Below are 16734 nucleotides of genomic sequence, written 5' to 3'. Positions count from 1 at the left end.
TTTTCAATCTCAAAGCCCCCTCAAAATATCAACAGGTTTTCCCATAGAATAAGAAAATAACGTTCAAATAGACTTTGTAGGGGATTGATGTAGTTAGCAGTCTAATATTTGCTCTTTTTTAGGAAAATCATAGAATGGCAAGCTACGAAATAAGCCTTTTTGAGTTTCCTGAGGAATTGGCGGACACCAGTTCCGTTATCGGCGACAAAATGGGCTAATTCCTTAAGTTTGAGGACAGAGCTTCCGTTATTTCGCAAAAAAGCAGTGATTTTCATATGTTTTTCCGTCAATAACGTATTCTGTGTCCGCTTAACTCAATAATTAGCGTCATTTATTGAAATAACGGACTCAGTGTCCGCATAGATTTCTTCCTCTACCGGATTTGGAATACTATGAACGTTTGAAGTCTCAAAAGTGTATTTAAAATATTCCTACTCAAACGTTTGATTGAAATAGCGCCACCCCTTGCCGCACAAGGGCTAGAGGTAATTTAATTAATCGTTTGATTGATATGTATGTTCGTATTAGTTTCCATTCAAGAAAATAGGAAGGAGGCTCAGTCCCTAAGAAAACCCCCTTCACAAACAGAAGGGGGTCTGTACTAATTGTCATTAACTTCCTAACTAGCCATCTTAATCAAAGTGTCAGTTTCTTTCCTTGATTTCGCTACAATCAAGCCAATTACAAATCCGATTAGGCCGGTAACAATCCAGCCGGCGCCATTTTCAAATAGTGGGATGAATCCGAAGATGCTGTTAATGGCTTCCGGTGCAATAATGCCATCCTTTAAAGCATCAAGAATGGCAACGAACCCAACGCCAATCATGGTTCCAATGTAAACGGATTGATGACCTTTAAATAAATTATTTGTAAAAATTAAAACGATTAAAGCGATGGCTAAAGGATAAAGCAATAGTAGAATAGGAGAGGCCATTGCCAAAATTTTGTTCAGACCAAAGTTTGTAATGATTAAGCTTAAAATCGAAAAGAGAATTAACCATTTTTTATAAGATATAGAAGGAACAATTCTTTCGAAGTATTCGGAAACAGCTGCTAGACAGGCAACATTTGTTGTGATTCCTGTTAAGAAGATAATGGTACCGATGATATAAATTCCGATCTGCCCGAATAGAACCATAGAGCCTTGCGCTAACACTTGTCCTCCATTTTCCTTAAATCCAATAGCATCAACACTTGAAGCGCCAATCCATGCCATTGAGATTTGTAGTCCGACCAATCCGATAATGGTCACTATTCCTGCTTTAATAAATAGCTTGGATACTTCCTTTTCAGACTTTATCCCTAAGGAACTGATGGATTTAATGAAAATTCCTCCAAATACAAACGCAGCGAGAACGTCCATTGTGTAGTATCCTTGTATAAACCCTTTCAAAAATGCTTCAGTACTTTGAATATACTCTCCTTGAGGCTGTCCAATACTTCCCATTGGTGTAAAAATTGACTTTCCGATTAGCAATAATAGTAATATTGCGAATATAGGAGTGATGACTTTTCCAAGACGATCGACAAACTTTGTTGTATTCCATGAAAGCAGGATCGTTAGAACGATGAATAAAACAGAGAAAATAAACAAGTAGAGACTGCCATTTGATTTCGTTTCAATTAATGGATTGATGGCAATTTCATAGACGACAGAAGTTGTTCTCGGAATGACATAAATCGGCCCGAGCGATAAGAATAGTAAAATTGAAAATATAGTAGCGAATATGGGGTGAACTCTTCCTGAAAGTTTCTCAACGGTTCCTCCTCCGCGGGTTAAAGCTATGATTGCAAGTAAAACTAAACCGACGCCTGTAATTAAAAATCCTCCCATGGCAATCCAAATATTTGTTCCTGCCTGTTGGCCTACCATTGGAGCGAATATCACGTTTCCAGCTCCCAAAAACATAGCAAAAAGCATAAAACCAATTGCGATCACCTGTGAAAATGATACCTTCTTTTCCATTGTTTCTCCTCCTTAATATACAATTCGAGGATGACTATTTAATAAGGAGGGATGGATATGGACCATCCACTCTATTAAAAATATTATAGTAGTATTATAACATTTCAGTCATCTTAATTTTTATGCAATTCATTTTTTACTTAATCTTCCTAATAGAAAGGCACCCGCTCCAAGTCCAATAAGCGTGTTTGTTTTTTTGGTAAACATCTGTTTTGCTACGAGATTGAGATTTTGTGGGCGTTCCGCTAAGCGGCGCATGAAATAGCCATACCAATCATTTCCGAACGGGACATATGTGCAGAAATTATATCCTTCTTTTGCAAGCTTAAGCTGTAAATCCTTTCTGAATCCATATAGCATTTGGAATTCAAATTTATCCTGTGGAATATGATTCTTTTTCGCAAAACTCTTCACATGATCGATAACACGATGGTCATGCGTTGCGATCGATGTGAATTTCCCGTTTAGCAAGTGATATTCAATTAACTTGATGTAGTTTTGGTCAATATCGTTTTTGTCTTGGTAAGCTAAGTTTTCAGGCTCTTTATATGCACCTTTCACGATTCTTAAGCGGTAGTTTTCATATTTCTTCAATAATTCTTCTGCTTCAAAGAAGTATGCTTGAATAACGGTTCCGATATTATCATATTCTTTCGAAAGCTCATCGATTATGTCAAAGGATGGCTGCAGATGGCCGTAGTCCTCCATGTCAAAGTTAATAAAGATGTTATACTCGTATGCTTTTGCAACAATTTCCCTTAAGTTCTCCAGGCAGAAGCTATATTCGATATCCAAGCCAAGCTGAGTAGGCTTCAAGGAAATATGGGCATCCAATTTATGTTCATGGATAGCCTCAATAACGCCTAAAATTTGATTCTTTGCCTCGGTTGCTTCTGCTTTTTCAAAAACAAACTCACCTAGATTGTCGATTGTTGCAGAAATTCCAACCTTATTCAATTCCTTGACGCTTTCTACCATTTCCTTAATATTCGTTCCGGCTACAACGGACTGTGCGCCTAGTTTTAATCCCCATTTTTTTGCCCCGCTATTTAGAGCTTTATTTTGTGATAGCATCATAAAAAAGTCTCTCGTTAAACTCAAAGTAATGACCTCCGTTTTTTAATAAATTATTTTAATAGAAATCCTTCCGCATAAGGATCTGTCGCATCTAATAAGAATTTATGAACTCCTGTTACCCATGCTGATCCTGTGATTTTTGGAATGATAGCTTCATATCCTTTTACATTCGTAAAATCAACAACTTCCCCTTTAAACTGAGATCCAATGATACTTTCTTGAATAATTTGCTCATTGCGTTCAAGATTCAAGGTTGCTAGTTTTGCGCATGTTCCTGTTCCGCAAGGGGATCTATCGATTTGGCCATCTCCAAAAACAACGGTGTTTTTAAAATGGTTTTCATCTAGCTGAAGACTGAATTCAACAAGGTCGATGGTATTGATTTCGGGAATTTCGGGATGCTCGATCACCAATTGCGCATTTGCTGCTTTTCTAATGGCCATGCCCATTGCAGTAATCTGATCTTGTTCATCAATATTTAGTTTTAAATTAAATTGTTCAGCATCCACGATGGCAAAAAAACTTCCGCCAAACGCAATATCCATCTTAATTAACCCTAAGCCTTCTACTAAAACGCTTACATCCTTTTTAAATAAAAATGCTGGAACATTAATAAAGGAAACTTCCTTCACCTTATCGTTTTCGTACGCTACATGGCATTCCACTATTCCAGAAGGGGTATCAAGAAATACCTTGTCCTTTTTAGGGATGAGGCCATTATTTATTCCAACTGTGACAGAGGCAATCGTCCCATGACCACACATGTTCAGATAACCGCCGCTATCCATAAAAAGCACACCGAGATCACAGTTTGGATTGCAAGGAGGTGTTAGGATGGCACCGAACATATTTAAATGACCTCTTGGTTCATGCATAAGAAGTTTTCGAATATGATCCAATTCGGTTTCTAAATATTGCTTCTTTTGCATCATTGTATTTCCTTGAATCACCGGAAGCCCGTCAACAATAATTCTCGCTGCCTCTCCCATCGTATGAGCATCAATGGTTTCAATATACTTTTCCATAGTTAACATCATGTTTGCATACCTCCTGATGATATTAATTGTGATTATGTTGTTAATATGCAAATCTTGTGCCAACTTGAATAGTTAGTGAAATTCTATTATTGCAAACGTTTTATAGTCGCTGTACAATAAGAAGTGTTCACAAAGTTTACACTATTGTAAATACAACTTTACATTTACAGTATGACAGCGGGAGGTGCAAGGAATGAGTGATTTTTCCTTCAACTATTTAAATGCTTTAATGGAAACAAGCTCTGATGCAATAACGATTATCAATGCATTAGGGGAAGTGCAGTATTGGAGTGCGCAGGCTGAGCAAATTTATGGAGTCCCGCTTAAAGCTATTAAACAGAAGAAAATTAGCCAGTTTTTTAAAATAGAAGATTTAAAAATACTAGAGATATTGGAAACGAAGAAAGCTGTTTCGAACGTGTATCATCAGCCAAAACCAGATGTGCATGTGTTAATTAGTTCATCTCCTATTTTTGATAAAAAGGGGAATTTAATAGGAGCCATCTCGATCGATCAGGACATAACCAATATTGTGAAATTAAATGAGAAATTAACGTTAACGACAACCCAATTACAAAAAATAAAGCAGCAGTTTCATTTGCAGGAACAAATAGGCCCATTATCAGAAATTAAAGGACATAGTAATGCTTTACAACATGCAAAGGGATTAGCTCTTAAGGTGGCAAAAACGGATGCCACCGTATTAATTCAAGGTGAAAGCGGAGTAGGGAAGGAGCTTTTTGCCCAAGGTATTCATGAAGCAAGCCCAAGAAAGAATCAGCCTTTTATTCCGATTAACTGCGGCGCAATTCCCGACGCTCTTTTTGAAAGTGAGTTATTTGGCTATGAGAAAGGGTCTTTTACGGGTGCCTATAAGGATGGGAAAGCGGGAAAAGTGGAGATGGCTGACGGCGGTACATTATTCTTAGATGAAATAGGGATGCTTCCACTTGATATGCAAGTGAAATTACTAAGAGTCCTTCAGGAAAGAGAAGTATACCGTATTGGCGGAAATGCTTCGCTCAAAGTGGATATTAGAATCGTTGCCGCGACGAATAGTGATCTGGAGGATATGGTTAAACAGGGGACATTCCGAGAGGATTTATATTACCGTTTAAATGTTGTGACATTGAAAATTCCGTCGCTTCGGGAGAGAATTGATGACATTCCCGTTTTGGTCGATCATTTCGCCGGGGAGTTTGCTGCCAAATACCAAAAGGAGATTCCAACACTTACAAATAGCGCCCTGGAAGTGTTTACGAATTATCACTGGCCTGGAAATATTAGAGAACTTCGAAATGTTGTAGAAAGAATGATCATCTTTATCGATAAATCTGCGATTACTGCAGAGGATGTAATCAATATATTTCCGATTATCCAAAACGGAAATATGAACAAAGAAGGCTTAACCCAGGAGAAAGCTTCGCTAGAAAAGGATAGAATAAAGGAAGTCCTTATTGAAACATACGGCAACAAAAGCGCCGCCGCGAAAAAATTAGGGATTTCAAGGGTGAGTCTTTACAATAAAATAAAACAATATGATATCAAGCTTTGAATGAGGAAAGGGGGGAGGGGACAGGAACTGTGTCCCAGTTTATATATGAAATTGGGGCACTGGACTTGACCCATTTTCCTTCACGGATTTCCGCTTAGTTTTACTGTGCAATTTTCTCACTTTGTGTTGCAACAGCACTACTTCCTTTTAATAACGAGAAAAATATCCTTAACCAAACGTTTGATTAAATAGCCGCAAACCCTTGCCACACAAGGGATAGAGGGACTTTAATTAAACGTTTGATTGATATATATGTTCGCATTGTGACCCCAATCCTAATATCTTGAGGAGAGTCCTTAACCAAACGTTTGATTAAACATCCGCAAACCCTTGCCACACAAGGGCTAAAGCCAATTTAATCAAACGTTTAATTAACACGTACGTTCACATGGGGCCTTCCCATTTTTAAAACGTCCATCCTAAGTAGAAGGGTACCCGGCACCTCCTACGAAGCACGAGTCCCATTCTCCCCTTGCTTCTTAAATTGCCCCTTATTCTGCAAACTCACAAACCGAATACTCATCCCGACAAGTACAAGGCCAACTATCAGTCGATAAGTTACGGTTTCTCCTAAAAAAATCACTCCGAGGAGAACGGCCACTATGGGGATGAGAAAGGTATAGGATCCAACTTTGCTTGCTTCACCGGCGCTGACAAGTTTGTAGTAAAGGATGTAGGCAAATGGGATGCCAATGGTCGTGCCGAAGCCGAGCCCAAGCTGGTATTGTGGTTGGCCCCATTGGATGGCAGACCAATCTTCAAAAATGGATCCGATCCCAACAAGGCACATGCCCCCGATGATACATTGAATCGCGACCATCCAATATGCGTCGACTTCTTTGCTGATTTTTTTTACATAGATGACACCGAACGCCCAGCTTATGGCTGTTAGTAGCCCGAGCGTCACTCCGATGGCTGATATATGGACGGTTAATCCATCCACACTAACGACTGCAATTCCTGCAAATCCAAGCATCAACCCGAATATTCGGATGGGGGATAAGTGTTCGCCGAGTAAGAGCCAAGCGAAAAAGCCGAGTAAAATTGGCTGGAAATAGACAAGGATCGAAAACAATCCGCCAGGTAAAAAGAGTAATCCTGCCGTTTGAAGCCCGAAAAAAAGGATGGAGTTGAAGAGTGTCGCTATTAAGTATTTTTTCCAGTTAGTCCGCCAATTGATCGCGTTCCGTGTTTTCCAAATAAATAGGGTCAGCAAAATTCCGCCTATAAGTGCACGTAATCCGGCATAAAGCAACGGCGGTGAATAGGGTACAGCTACTTTATTGATGGGCCAGCTTGCTCCCCAGATCAAAATCAGGACTAGCAGCATAGCATTTGATTTTGTAAACACGTTATCCATCCCCTTTTTCTGAGTAAAACTAAATAGTCGTTGGAAGCCTTGATCACCAGCAGTTGCGAGTTGCCGAAATTTTTTTAAAAGATTTTACCGTGTTTGAAAAATAAACGGATAAATTCCGTCTAAATTTGAAAATACTCATATTTCTCTAAAAATAAGGGGAGGCTTTCCGCCTATTCTCCTTAAATCCTTGAATTTTGCCCGATTTAGAGCTGTTAATCGGAATATCTCCGGTTATATCGACCCCTTAAGCCTCACTTACATACATTAATCGGAATATCTCCGGTTATATCCACCACTTAAGCCCCACTTACATACATTAACCGGAATATCTCCGGTTATATCTGCCTCTTAAGCCTCTCTCATATACAATAGCCGGAAATTCTCCGCCTATAAATTCTAATACCTACTCGAAAACACGACAATCAAACCTAAAAAGTCCAAAGAGACGATGTATGGAGGCATCGTCTCATGATATGCTGCTTATTACAATACGCTCAAGTCTTTATCCTTTATATCACTGATGAACATGCATCCTGGTGCATGTGTAATCATGATGGAAGGCTTGCTTTCCATGGCAACCGCTTGAGGGGTGACGCCGCATGCCCAAAATACGGGAACCTCTCCGTCTTTCAAAGTCACAGCGTCTCCGAAATCAGGTTTTGAAATATCGGCAATGCCAATTTGGCTTGGATCTCCGATATGGATAGGTGCACCGTGTACAGCAGGGAAACGAGTTGTGATCTGGACAGCACGGATGGCGTCTTCCGGTGTCATTGGACGCATACTAACAACTGTCGGCCCCTCGAATAGCCCAGCTTTATTGCACTGAATATTCGTTTTGTACATCGGAACGTTACAGTTTTCCTCGATATGGCGAATAGGAATCCCATTCTCGAGGAGAGGTGTTTCAAATGTAAAGCTGCATCCCAGCAGGAAGCCAACCATGTCATCTTCCCAGTACTCCGTTATATCTGTGACTTCCTCTGTAAATACCCCGTCTCGATAAATACGATATTTCGGGATGTCTTTTCGGATATCTGCCTCTTTTGCAATCGCAGCCGGAACAGGAGAGCCGGGCTCCGTCACATCCAATAATGGACATGGTTTCGGATTACGCTGGCAAAATAACAAGAAGTCAAAGGCATGCTCTTTTTTCAAAATGACCAAGTTCGCTTGTGTATTCCCTTTTGACATTCCGGCTGTCGGCCCTGTGATTTCTTGCTTTCGAATCAATTCCCTAATTTCTTGCGGATTCATAGTTTCATAGTTTCCCATTTATCCATTCCCCCGATTTATTCTATAGATTACTTAAATAGCTGAGGTAATTGCTCGATCAATGTTCTAATACTCAAATAACTCATGATGATCACAACAATTCCACCTGTAATCGTCAACCATAGCGGATGCTTATATGCGCCAACAATATTTTTCTTGTATGCCGCAACTAATAGAGTTCCTAATGCTAACGGTAAAATAAGAGCATTTAACGCACCAACGAGAAGCAAGATTGTAACTGGTCTTCCGACAAGGGCGAATGTTAATGTTGAAACTAAGATAAATCCAATAATGATCCAGTTTTTGTGTTTTTCAATTGTTGGGTGAAACGAGCGGATAAAAGAAACAGACGTATAGGCTGCTCCGACAACAGATGTTATGGCCGCCGCCCACATGATTACACCAAACATGCGAAATCCGACTTCACCTGCAGCTAGTTTAAAAACAGAAGCTGGCGGATTCGCTGGATCAATCGTTAAACCTTTTGCAACAACCCCTAGGACAGCTAAGAAAAGCGCGACACGCATAACGCCAGTTACGGCAATCCCAAAAACAGAGCTTTTTGTCACTTCTGGCAATGACTCAATACCTTTGACTCCCGCATCTAATAGACGGTGTCCGCCGGCAAATGTAATGTATCCCCCTACTGTACCACCAACTAGCGTAACAATAGCGAATATACTAATCTGTTCCGGTGCGAACGTATTCACGATTGCTTCTCCGACAGGCGGTGAAGTTGAGAAAGCTACGTAAAGCATAAGAAGAATCATGACTCCCCCTGCAATTTGGGCGAATCTATCCATCGCTTTACCCGCTTCTTTTACTAAGAAAATAAAAATTGCAACCGCAGCACTAATAATAGCGCCCATAATTGGATCCAGGCCGAGCATCGCGTTCAGACCTAATCCAGCACCGGCTACGTTCCCGATGTTAAATGCTAAACCGCCTATAACGATTAGGATGGCTAAAACAACGCCAAGTCCAGGCAACACTTTGTTGGCAATTTCCTGTCCGCGCAGTCCTGAAACCGCAATGATTCGCCAGATGTTTACTTGGGCAACAACGTCTAATAATAATGAAATTAAAATAACAAAAGCAAAGCTTGCCGCCAATTGCTGTGTAAATACCGTTGTTTGTGTTAAAAATCCAGGTCCAATGGATGAAGTTGCCATTAAAAAGGCTGCACCGAGTAAAACACTTCTACTTGCCTTTTTCTTCACCGAAGTTTTTTGTGTATCTTCCACTTTAGGAACTCCCATATTATGCCTCCCAGTTACAGATTGCTGATACTGTAATATTATTTTTTTCTAATGTTTCGTTAATATATCTTGCAAAATCTAGTGCATGTTCACCGTCTCCGTGAATACAAATGGTATCTGCGCGTAACGAAACTTCTGTTTTTTGCTGAGAAACGACTTTTCCTTCTGTCACCATTTTCACAACTTGTCCGACAGATTGTTCTTGATCTGTAATCAGTGCATCAGACTGAGATCGTGAAGTTAGAGAGCCGTCTGCTTGATACGTACGATCAGCAAATACTTCATGGGCCGTCTTTAGTCCGATCTTTTCTCCCGCTTTCGTTAATTCACTTCCAGCCAGGCCGAATAATATCAATGAAGGTGATACATCATAAACGGCTTGTGCGATGGCTTCGGAAAGCTTTTGATCCTTTGCAGCCATATTGTACAAAGCACCATGGGGTTTGACGTGCTGCATTTGTTCATTAAACGTTGACAAGAATCCTTGCAATGCCCCAATTTGGTACACGACCATGTCATATCCTTGCTGAGGGGTAATGGCCATTTCTCTTCTTCCGAAACCGTTAAGATCCGGCAAACCAGGGTGAGCGCCAATTTTGACCCCATTGGCAATAGCCATTTTCACGGTTTCTCTCATTACTGTTGGGTCTCCGCTATGAAAACCGCAAGCAATATTGGCAGAAGTCACGTACTTCAAAATTTCTTCCTGTTCTCCGAGCTTGTACCGTCCGAAGCTCTCTCCTAAATCACAATTCAAATCGACCTGAAACATGTTCTCCCCTCCACTTTTTGTTTGGTAAGCGTTTCCAATGTTGTTGTTTCGATATTCGGAACCTGAGTTTTGAAACGTAAACCAATTCTAGCATACTATTTTTTACTTGAAAAGATGAAATTATATGAAAAGTTAAACTGTTGCGGTTTTCCCTATTTTCTCACTTGTTTTTCGATTGAAATAAATTATAATGTGAATAGTATCCGTTTAACAGAACGGCGTTACCGAAATTCGAAACCTCGAGGAGCTGTTACCTATGGCCCACCACAAAAAAGATATAAACATCAGGCCTCTAGGAGATTCTGCGCTAGTGATTCAGTTAGGCGAAGGAATCTGCCCTGCCACCCATGAAAAGGTGAAAGGTCTATCAAACTTATTAGAAAAATATGCGTTTACAGGATTAATGGAATCTGTGCCGGCCTATAATAGCTTGACAGTCTACTATGATCCTGTTGCTGTCTATCGATCCAATACGGATAAAAAAGCCTCAAGTCCTTATAAACTAGTAAGCACTTACATTTCTGACTTATTGGAGAAATTAGGTGAAAGTGGAGAATCCGAAAAACGGCTTGTCACAATCCCTGTTGCCTATGGAGGGGAGTTTGGCCCAGATCTGGAGTATGTGGCGAAATATAACGGACTTTCTGCTGAAGAGGTCATTCAAATTCATTCGTCAAATGAATACTTAGTCTATATGATTGGTTTTGCGCCAGGGTTTCCGTTCATGGGGGGAATGGATGAAAAAATTGCCACTCCACGTAAAGAATCTCCGCTGCTAGCCATTCCGCCTGGCACTGTTGGAATTGCAGGGAAACAAACAGGCATCTACCCGCTTGAAACACCAGGAGGCTGGCAGCTTATCGGCCGGACTCCGCTTGATTTATTTCTTCCGGAGCTCTCGCCGCCAACGCTGTTGCAGTCTGGCGATCGAATCCGCTTTGAACCCATTCCTCTTGAAGAGTATGCTGCCTATAAGGAGATGAAACAATGAGCGTGAAAGTACTTCATCCTGGATTAATGACTACCATTCAAGACTTAGGGAGATTCGGTTCGCAAAAATTTGGGGTTCTCGTCAGCGGGGCAATGGATGCCACTTCACTAAAGATTGCCAATTTGCTCGTTGGCAATAATGAAGGGGAGGGAGCGCTTGAAGTTACTCTTTTCGGGTTAACTCTCCAATTTGAAAGCGATCAGTTAATTGCCATCACGGGCGGTGATTTGCAGCCAACCATTGACGGAGAAAAGGTGCCGTTGTGGAGACCGATTCTCATTCGTAAAGGTTCTATTTTACAATTTAAATCCGCCATTAAGGGGTGCCGGGCTTATTTGGCTTTCGCCGGCGGAATAGATATTCCCGAAGTAATGGGGAGTAAGAGCACGTATCTACGAGCAGCAATCGGAGGGTTTCAGGGCAGGGCATTGCAAAAAGGCGATGTGTTTACATGTGGAACCCCTAATACAATCAGTCAGTCATTCGTTCATCAATTAGAAAAAATGGATGCTCATTTTACATGGTCCGTCAACTATTCAGAATTTCTTTCATTGAATAAAAAACAAACGATTCGGGTTGTGCAAGGTTCTGAATACAAGCGGTTCGATTCAGCTAGTCTGCAAAAGTTTTTTTCAAATCCTTATACATTAACAACACAAGCGGATCGGATGGGCTACCGGTTAGAAGGGGAACAGCTTAGTTTATCTGAGCAGTTTGAGCTACTGTCAGAAGGTGTCACATATGGCACGATTCAAGTTCCGTCAAACGGCCAGCCGATTATTTTAATGGTGGATCGACAAACGGCAGGAGGCTATCCAAAAATCGGACAAGTCATTTCCGCTGATTTACCTCGTTTGGCTCAATTGCAGCCAAACTCTACTATCCAATTCAAGGAAGTTTCGCTTGAACAGGCAGAAACGGAATTGATTAAGCAAGAGAGAATGCTCCGCAAATTAGCGATGGGTATTCGCATGAAAGCATTAAAGAAAGAGAGGGCATAAAGAGATGAAAACCGATGAATTAAAAGAATTAATGGGAATCATAGAACAATCTTCAATTGACGTGCTGAAGCTAGAAAAAGGGGATTTCAAGCTTTATTACCAAAAACAAGGCGCAGAAAATATCTCTGCAAACATAGAAAATCGAAAAGCTGTGGAGGATACACAAGCTTTATTAGAAGCCGCAGAGAAGAAGACAGAAAGTCCGGCTGCTGTTAAAGAAGAAAGCGGTCTCCATGTCATTCAAGCACCAATGATTGGAACTTTCTATGCCCGTCCAAATCCAGAAGCAGAGCCATTCGTACAAGTTGGTTCCATTGTTGCCGAAAATGAGCCTGTATGTATTTTGGAGGCTATGAAACTATTGAATGAAGTTCCGGCTGGAGTTAATGGAGAAATTATTGAGATTCTAGTAGAAGACGGACAAATTATTGAATATGGCCAGCCATTGTTTACCGTGAAGGTGAGTGAATAAATGCTTACAAAAATATTAATTGCGAATCGAGGAGAAATTGCTGTTCGAGTCATCAGGGCGTGCAAGGAGCTCAACATCCAAACAGTTGCCATCTTTTCGGAAGCAGACCGGGATGCGCTCCATGTAAAAATAGCGGATGAAGCGTATTGCATTGGACCTGCCCCTTCTAAAGACAGTTATTTAAACACCGAAAATATTATTAATATCGCCACTTTGACAGGTGTTGACGGCATCCATCCCGGCTACGGTTTTCTTGCTGAAAATGCTGATTTTGCTGCACTATGTCAAGAAGCTGGCATCGTCTTTATCGGCCCATCAGCTGACTCCATTCGAAAGATGGGCATTAAAGACGTTGCCAGGCAGACAATGCAAGCTGCGGGCGTTCCCATCACCCCAGGCTCTGACGGAATTATAAAGGATTATGAGGAAGGCCTCCAGATTGCTGAAAAGATTGGATTTCCAGTGATTATTAAAGCAACAGCAGGCGGTGGCGGAAAGGGTATCCGTGTTGCACGTGACGCTGACAGCTTGAAAAAAGCGATTGAAATTACACAGCAGGAGGCCGCAACAGCTTTCGGCGATCCAGGAGTCTATTTGGAAAAATTTATAGAGGATTTTCGCCACGTTGAAATTCAAATTTTGGCTGATGGGGCTGGTAAGGTCATCCATCTTGGCGAACGTGATTGCACGATTCAACGAAGAATGCAGAAGCTGATTGAGGAAACGCCGTCCCCAGCCATTTCATCAGAGACACGTGAAAAAATGGGACAAGCGGCTGTTCGAGCCAGTCAAGCAGTCAACTATACGGGGGCTGGTACGGTTGAATTCATTTACGACCATACAAATGACACATTCTATTTCATGGAAATGAATACCCGTATTCAAGTGGAGCACACAATTACGGAGATGGTCACAGGAATTGACTTGGTTCAGGAACAAATACGCATTGCTTCTGGTTTCCCATTGCCATATCAACAGGAAGATATTGTGCTTTCTGGCTGGTCTATCGAGTGCCGAATCAATGCTGAAAACCCGGCCAATAACTTTATGCCGTCACCTGGGAAGATCACAGAATATACTCCTCCGGGAGGGTTGGGCGTCCGTATTGACTCGGCTGTCTATTCTGGATATACTATTCAGCCGTTTTATGATTCGATGGTTGCAAAATTAATTGTGCACGGTAAAACAAGGGATGAAGCCATTCGCAAAATGATCCGTGCCCTTGACGAATTTACGGTGGAAGGCGTCTATACGACCATTCCATTTCACATAGGCTTGCTGCAAGACGAAGTGTTTTTGAGCGGCGATTTTAACACAAACTTTCTTGAGACATATAAAATATAAATAGCGGAGGGTCTCCATTTGATGGAGACCCTCTTTTTCTATTTCGTATGCCCTAAACGCATCGATATTTCTTCTGCCACTTTCTTCGCTTTATTGGCAAAGTACTCGATGTTCCCGTCCTGATAATTTGCTTCGATCCCCGCAATGCTGATCCCTGCAATCACTTCGCCCTTGTGATTAAAAATAGGAACGGCAACAGCAGATGTATAATTTTCCAATTCGGAATGACTGATTGTAAATCCATTGATTCTCGCTTGTTTAATGGATTCATAAAGTCTTTCTTTGTCAGTAATCGTACCGAGCGCAAACGATTTGAGTTCTATGGAATCAAGATATTCTTGTATGTCCGAATCAGGTAAGAATGACAAAATAGAACGCGAACAAGCCCCCGCATACAGCGGACTTTTCCTTCCAATCGCTGTATACAGACGAACCTTTTGTTTCGTATCAATTTTTTCGATATAGATGGCTTCATTGCCTTCTTTCACGATCAAATTAATGGCTTCTTTTACATCATTATGTAAATCATTCATTAATGGATAGGCAATCTGACGTAAATCAAGCCTTGCCGAAACGAGATGGCCAAATTTGAGAAACAAAAGTCCTAGTCTGTATTTCGCATCTCTTCCTTTTTCCAAAAACCCCATTTCCTCCAACGATAGGAGCATTCGATAGACTGACGTTTTCGGAATCCCTGATAGATTGATAATTTCTTGGAATGACAATTCAGAATGTTCAATAAATAAATTTAACACATCCATCGACCGGACAACCGTTTTGTTTTTGTTATTCAATTGCAGTGCAGCCCCTTCCTATTCACCGTGTCCCATTATTCAGTATTTTACAGGTAGTTAGTCAATGGGACAAGAGGGGGAGGGGCAGTGTTGTCTTTGGCTATATGTTGCCATTTTCTTCAATTGGCTGACAAACAGGTCGATTTGGCTGACAAACGATCCGAATTGGCTGACAAACTGATGAAACTGGCTGACAAACGACCCAAATTGGCTGACAAATACATCGAACTAGGGAAGAGGCAGCTTCGTTTGCTTAAAAGTCAGTCCAAACTAGCTGATAAATGACTCAAATTGGCAGACAAATACATCGGACAAGGGAAGAGGCAGCCTCGTTTGCTTAAAAGTCAGTCCAAACTAGCTGATAAATGACTCAATTGGCTGATAAACAACTCTAACATGAAAATGAGTTGCTAAATTTGCCTAAAGGTCATCCAAACTCCTTGAAAAAGCATAATTGAGTCAAAATTTTGAGTGAGCGTGGAATTTTCAATTTGAAAAAGGTGGACCAATCCACAGTCCACCTCAAAACCCCCATCTACAACGACACAATACCCGCTCCAATTTCCAGCGGAGTAACCGCATTCGAATTATTCAAATAAACAAACGCATCATACCGCTCCGACATCCTTGACGGCACATAATTCCCATAATGTTCATTCATCGGACTATAAACCACGCCAATGGCACGATGACCTATCGTTTGATTAAATAAATGCCTATTCTCGTCATTAAACATTAGTATTTTATCTTGTGCTCCGGCCTTATGCAGCAGATCCTCCCAGCTTCCATCCTTAGCTGGAGGAGTCATCATTTTTTTGAAATGGTCACCCCAGCGATGAGCAGCTATGACGGAACCGCGATGTGTGCCAAAGCCAACAACATAAACGTTTTCCTCGCCTTCCTGTTCTCGCAGGAGCTGCCCAACGTTCACCATTCCTGCATCCGCCATATCTGTGGCTCGGGCATCACCGACGTGAGTGTTATGCTCCCAGACGATTCCCTTAGCCTGATTTCCGAAGAAAGACATCATTCGATTCAGAACCTCAACCATATGGCGGTCGCGAATATTCCAAGATTCATTGTCATGGACAATCATCGTCCGGTAATAATTCTCTGCATTTGCCGTGATGAGGGCATTCACCTCGAGATTTAATCCGACCTCCTCATGATCTGAAAAGATATTTCTTTTTGAAGAGATTTCGGTTAACAGCTTGATGACTTCTTCCCGACAGTTTTCACCGTAAAAAGCGGCCGATACGCCATATTTTTCGGGCTGCCGGTTGAATGGCTCGAAGCAGGCGAAAGTCTCCCGCGCAGCTTCAAGATCCGAGGAGTTCGTTTCCTTTAAATACTTCATCATTTCATCCATCGATTCCCAAAGGCTGTACAGGTCAATGCCATAAAAACCGACTTGCTTCTCCCGAGGCTGCTTTCGATTGTAGTCCTTTACCCATTCGATGAGATCGATCATTTCCTCATTCGCCCACATCCAGGTCGGCCAACGGTTAAAGGATTGCAAAACGTCTATCGCACGGGAATAGGTGTTGTCCCAGCCTTTAATATACTCATTCACCCGCTGACATGCCGGCCAGTCACCCTCAACGGCAATAAAAGTAAATCCTTTTTCCACAATAAGTCTCTTTGTAAGCTCAGCCCGAATTTTATAAAACTCTGACGTTCCATGTGACGATTCCCCAAGCAGGACATACTTTTCATCGTTGACTCTTTTTAAAAAAATATCTAAATCCCCTAGCTCACTAAATGGACGTGCGTGCTCTTGAATGGCTTTAATTAGTTGTTCATTCATTTTCATCCCTCGATATCTAATGAT

The 16734-nt window shown here is 41.3% G+C and carries 15 protein-coding genes; 6 read left to right on the top strand and 9 right to left on the bottom strand.

Annotated features, from left to right (window positions below; translation table 11 throughout):
- Positions 1-619: 619 nt before the first annotated feature.
- The 3 genes from brnQ to AR328_RS20575 all read right to left on the bottom strand — a co-directional run bounded on the left by brnQ (position 620) and on the right by AR328_RS20575 (position 4080).
- A complete protein-coding gene (brnQ, locus tag AR328_RS20585) occupies positions 620-1966 on the bottom strand; it encodes a branched-chain amino acid transport system II carrier protein (RefSeq protein WP_066301262.1) in 1347 nt (448 codons plus the stop codon).
- A gap of 129 nt (positions 1967-2095) precedes the next feature.
- Positions 2096-3043 (bottom strand): proline dehydrogenase family protein, encoded by a 948-nt coding sequence (locus AR328_RS20580; protein ID WP_066301392.1) that lies wholly within the window; start codon positions 3041-3043, stop codon positions 2096-2098.
- Between the two features lie 50 nt (positions 3044-3093).
- Entirely contained in the window at positions 3094-4080 is a 987-nt protein-coding gene (locus AR328_RS20575) for a proline racemase family protein (RefSeq protein WP_231735060.1), read from the bottom strand.
- Positions 4081-4264: 184 nt separating this feature from the next.
- Here AR328_RS20575 and AR328_RS20570 point away from each other — a divergent pair, with 184 nt between their 5' ends.
- A complete protein-coding gene (locus AR328_RS20570; RefSeq protein WP_442854475.1) occupies positions 4265-5635 on the top strand; it encodes a sigma-54 interaction domain-containing protein in 1371 nt (456 codons plus the stop codon).
- Positions 5636-6080: 445 nt separating this feature from the next.
- Here AR328_RS20570 and AR328_RS20565 read toward each other — a convergent pair whose 3' ends face one another.
- The 4 genes from AR328_RS20565 to AR328_RS20550 all read right to left on the bottom strand — a co-directional run bounded on the left by AR328_RS20565 (position 6081) and on the right by AR328_RS20550 (position 10301).
- Positions 6081-6995, bottom strand: coding sequence for a DMT family transporter (locus AR328_RS20565; protein WP_066301258.1), 915 nt, complete (start codon positions 6993-6995; stop codon positions 6081-6083).
- Between the two features lie 483 nt (positions 6996-7478).
- Entirely contained in the window at positions 7479-8270 is a 792-nt protein-coding gene (locus AR328_RS20560; RefSeq protein ID WP_066301256.1) for a putative hydro-lyase, read from the bottom strand.
- A gap of 29 nt (positions 8271-8299) precedes the next feature.
- Complete coding sequence (locus AR328_RS20555) at positions 8300-9514, bottom strand: NRAMP family divalent metal transporter (protein WP_231735069.1); 1215 nt, start codon at positions 9512-9514, stop codon at positions 8300-8302.
- A 16-nt stretch (positions 9515-9530) separates the two neighbouring features.
- Complete coding sequence (locus AR328_RS20550; RefSeq protein WP_066301250.1) at positions 9531-10301, bottom strand: LamB/YcsF family protein; 771 nt, start codon at positions 10299-10301, stop codon at positions 9531-9533.
- 256 nt (positions 10302-10557) lie between these two features.
- Between AR328_RS20550 and pxpB the strand changes: the two genes are divergently transcribed.
- The 4 genes from pxpB to accC are packed head-to-tail and all read left to right on the top strand — an operon-like array spanning position 10558 to position 14109.
- A complete protein-coding gene (gene pxpB, locus AR328_RS20545; RefSeq protein ID WP_066301247.1) occupies positions 10558-11292 on the top strand; it encodes a 5-oxoprolinase subunit PxpB in 735 nt (244 codons plus the stop codon).
- On the top strand, positions 11289-12293 hold the full coding sequence (locus AR328_RS20540; protein WP_066301244.1) for a biotin-dependent carboxyltransferase family protein: 1005 nt from the start codon (positions 11289-11291) through the stop codon (positions 12291-12293). Before pxpB ends, AR328_RS20540 begins: the two co-directional genes overlap by 4 nt.
- A 4-nt stretch (positions 12294-12297) precedes the next feature.
- A complete protein-coding gene (accB, locus tag AR328_RS20535) occupies positions 12298-12765 on the top strand; it encodes an acetyl-CoA carboxylase biotin carboxyl carrier protein (RefSeq protein ID WP_066301239.1) in 468 nt (155 codons plus the stop codon).
- Positions 12766-14109 carry an acetyl-CoA carboxylase biotin carboxylase subunit gene (accC, locus tag AR328_RS20530; protein ID WP_066301228.1) on the top strand — a complete coding sequence of 448 codons (1344 nt, stop codon included), beginning with the start codon at positions 12766-12768 and terminating at the stop codon, positions 14107-14109.
- Between the two features lie 38 nt (positions 14110-14147).
- Here the strand turns inward: accC and AR328_RS20525 are convergent, their stop codons facing one another.
- The gene (locus AR328_RS20525; protein WP_066301221.1) at positions 14148-14903 is read right to left on the bottom strand and encodes an IclR family transcriptional regulator; all 756 of its coding nucleotides are present in this window, start codon (positions 14901-14903) and stop codon (positions 14148-14150) included.
- A gap of 90 nt (positions 14904-14993) precedes the next feature.
- On the opposite strand from AR328_RS20525, the gene AR328_RS20520 reads away from it, so the two are divergent.
- A complete protein-coding gene (locus tag AR328_RS20520; RefSeq protein ID WP_156422763.1) occupies positions 14994-15188 on the top strand; it encodes a hypothetical protein in 195 nt (64 codons plus the stop codon).
- A 250-nt stretch (positions 15189-15438) separates the two neighbouring features.
- Here the strand turns inward: AR328_RS20520 and AR328_RS20515 are convergent, their stop codons facing one another.
- Positions 15439-16710, bottom strand: a complete 1272-nt coding sequence (locus AR328_RS20515) for an erythromycin esterase family protein (RefSeq protein ID WP_156422762.1) — start codon at positions 16708-16710, stop codon at positions 15439-15441.
- Positions 16711-16734: the final 24 nt, after the last annotated feature.

The sequence above is a fragment of the Bacillus sp. FJAT-29937 genome (genome assembly GCF_001509555.1).
Classification (GTDB): domain Bacteria; phylum Bacillota; class Bacilli; order Bacillales; family Cytobacillaceae; genus Cytobacillus.
Note: the sequence above shows the minus strand (reverse complement) of the source record. Positions and strands in the feature narration are given on the sequence as shown.

Excerpts from the sequence above, each read along its gene's own strand:
- AR328_RS20550 (WP_066301250.1), bottom strand. The coding sequence starts at position 10,301 with ATGTTTCAGGTCGATTTGAATTGTGATTTAGGAGAGAGCTTCGGACGG.
- AR328_RS20540 (WP_066301244.1), top strand. The coding sequence starts at position 11,289 with ATGAGCGTGAAAGTACTTCATCCTGGATTAATGACTACCATTCAAGAC.
- AR328_RS20560 (WP_066301256.1), bottom strand. The coding sequence starts at position 8,270 with ATGGGAAACTATGAAACTATGAATCCGCAAGAAATTAGGGAATTGATT.
- AR328_RS20575 (WP_231735060.1), bottom strand. The coding sequence starts at position 4,080 with ATGATGTTAACTATGGAAAAGTATATTGAAACCATTGATGCTCATACG.
- accC (WP_066301228.1), top strand. The coding sequence starts at position 12,766 with ATGCTTACAAAAATATTAATTGCGAATCGAGGAGAAATTGCTGTTCGA.
- AR328_RS20580 (WP_066301392.1), bottom strand. The coding sequence starts at position 3,043 with ATGATGCTATCACAAAATAAAGCTCTAAATAGCGGGGCAAAAAAATGG.
- AR328_RS20515 (WP_156422762.1), bottom strand. The coding sequence starts at position 16,710 with ATGAATGAACAACTAATTAAAGCCATTCAAGAGCACGCACGTCCATTT.
- pxpB (WP_066301247.1), top strand. The coding sequence starts at position 10,558 with ATGGCCCACCACAAAAAAGATATAAACATCAGGCCTCTAGGAGATTCT.
- accB (WP_066301239.1), top strand. The coding sequence starts at position 12,298 with ATGAAAACCGATGAATTAAAAGAATTAATGGGAATCATAGAACAATCT.
- brnQ (WP_066301262.1), bottom strand. The coding sequence starts at position 1,966 with ATGGAAAAGAAGGTATCATTTTCACAGGTGATCGCAATTGGTTTTATG.
- AR328_RS20565 (WP_066301258.1), bottom strand. The coding sequence starts at position 6,995 with ATGGATAACGTGTTTACAAAATCAAATGCTATGCTGCTAGTCCTGATT.